Source organism: Proteiniphilum sp. UBA1028 (assembly GCF_002316955.1).
Classification (GTDB): domain Bacteria; phylum Bacteroidota; class Bacteroidia; order Bacteroidales; family Dysgonomonadaceae; genus Proteiniphilum.
Genome location: NZ_DCEN01000035.1, coordinates 106401 through 108704 on the forward strand (window position 1 = coordinate 106401; position 2304 = coordinate 108704).

Below are 2304 nucleotides of genomic sequence, written 5' to 3' on the forward strand. Positions count from 1 at the left end.
AAAAAAAAGGAAAACAGTGTCTAAAAATTGCAGCAAGATTTGTTGAATAGCATCGAAAGGAATAATAATTTATTATCGCGATAAACTGAAAAAATAACAATTATATATTTTTACGGGCTTCGTCGTCCCGAATTGAATAAAAGGTGTCTGAAAATGGCAATAATGAAGGCAGAAGGTAAGTAAAAACAGAGTGATAGGATTATTAATTACATAAAAAATAAGCATAAAAAATCAACAAATTAATTGTAATGAAAACAAAAAAAAGTCTTTTAGCAGGTGCTCTTCTCATGTTTGGTCTGATTTCGGTGAATAGCGTAAAAGCGGAAGTTTTGCCCTATGGGACAAGCGCAACTATTACAGATCCGGTCACTGTTAATTTGGTATTCAAACCCATTCAATCCATTCAGGTTAATCCTGATCAGAAGGTGATTAATTTTGAATATGACAGTCCCACAGATTACTCTGCAGGAACAGTTGACAATAAAACAGTAACCAAAGACGATCATTTAACCGTTTATCACTCCGGACCGTTCGCAGTATCTGTTACGAGTTCTGGTTTCATGAACGGCGAGACTCCCTTGGCGGGTGATCATGTAAAGATCATTGCCGGAAAGGGTTCGACTATTCCCGCAGAAAGAAATAACTTTAACTTTATAAACAAACCCTCTCTGAGCGCCGGAACCAAAGAGTTTTTCTCTTCCGAGGGAGGTGGTATGGGCCTTACTTTCAACGTCACCTACGAACATGACGGATGGAAAAGCGAAGATACCTACGTGAATATGGCCAACGGTACCGAAGCTACTACTTATACTGCAACTGTTACGTATACCATTGCTTCAAAATAGGGGTAACAAGCTGTTGCTATACAGATGGGGGAGGTGCATTTTTTTAACATCAATGCCCTCCCTTTTTAAACCGGGATAAATCCCACTATGAGTTTCTTTTTCGAAACAAATCTCATTTGACACACAAACCTGACTAAATGAATACAAGATACTCCTTTCTGATAGCTGTGACCACCTTGTTTTTATTTTCACTCGCGGGAAATGCATTCGGTCAGGTTGGGTTGTCCGTATCTCCACCAAGGGTATACTATACCCTCGCAGCACGTGAGAGTGGTACACAGGAGTTGTTGGTGAATAATATCAGCAAAGATCATCCTTTGGACCTTTCCATAACGCTGGGCGACTGGCATTATGATGAGTATGGAAACAATGTCATGCTGCCGCCCGATAGTTTGGCAAATTCCTGTGCTTCCTGGCTCAGCCTGCCTGGGGGTACCTACCTCACGCTCCAGCCGGGGGAGAGCAGAAAGATTGAGGTCAAGATGAGTGTCCCTTTGAGTGTTTCGGCCGATAATAATGTGCAGACAGCCATGCTCTACGTTACCCAGATGAATCCGGTTGATGGGGTGGATTCGCAGGGAGCGGCCATCCGCATTAACGTGCGGCAGGGGATTAAGATATACAGACGAGGGCTGATTGCTGAGCGAAAGCAGTTGGAAATATCAGACATGTCGTTCTCGGGGGAGAAAAATTTGATAGGTCTGACCTTTAACAATAATGGAAATATCTGGACCGACGGTTTGATAAGAGCTACATTATTCAACCATACTACCGGAAAAGAAGCCAGCCTGGGAAATATACCGTTTTTTACCATGCCCGGTAATCAACGAAAAGTGATAATTCCGCTGGGGGAATCGTTGGAAAAAGGAGATTATACTGCCACTGTGATACTGGATTACGGTGATGAGACTACGTTGGAAGCTGCAGAACTTGAATTCAGCCATGAATAGGGTTATTGCATTTTTGATCCTGCTTGTCCCGGCGATAAGTACTGTATGTGCTCAATACAACAATACCTATTCGCTGGAGTGGGGAGGTGGTAGCTGGTTTGAAGTGAATAGCATTTACGGGACAATTTCCCCTTCAAATTTTGCAATACTTCAGCTGGGAGCAAATAAAATGAGGGAATCTGACTGGAGAATTACAGCCAGGGTCAGAAGAGTTGAACGAAAATTAGCCAATGAGAACACAAGAGAACCGTATGATTTCCCAGTTAACATGTTGAACCTGAGATGTGTGTCAAAATCGGGAAGTTCCAATATACCCCCTGGAAATATCCAAAATATGTATATCTGGAATCCTCTCGTTGGAGTGAACAACGAGGTGGAACTGGTGAATTTTACCTCTTTGAATCAAGAGGGTTATCACCAGTTATTGTTAAGTTTTGAACTGAAAGTAGAGGGAGGCGACTATCTGAAGTATTTACCCAGATGGAGTATCTACTATTTCGCAATGGAAT

At 42.0% G+C, this 2304-nt stretch carries 3 protein-coding genes; all 3 read left to right on the forward strand.

Annotated elements, in window-relative coordinates; all coding sequences use genetic code 11:
* Nucleotides 1–248 precede the first annotated feature (248 nt).
* Nucleotides 249–845: a hypothetical protein gene (locus B3Z75_RS05735; protein WP_294068534.1), complete on the forward strand. Its 597-nt coding sequence runs from the start codon at nt 249–251 to the stop codon at nt 843–845.
* Nucleotides 846–982: 137 nt separating this feature from the next.
* On the forward strand, nt 983–1795 hold the full coding sequence (locus B3Z75_RS05740) for a fimbrial biogenesis chaperone (RefSeq protein ID WP_294068537.1): 813 nt from the start codon (nt 983–985) through the stop codon (nt 1793–1795).
* Nucleotides 1788–2304 (forward strand): hypothetical protein (locus B3Z75_RS05745; protein ID WP_294068544.1); only part of this gene is annotated, 517 nt, incomplete at its 3' end. The genes B3Z75_RS05740 and B3Z75_RS05745, both read left to right, overlap by 8 nt.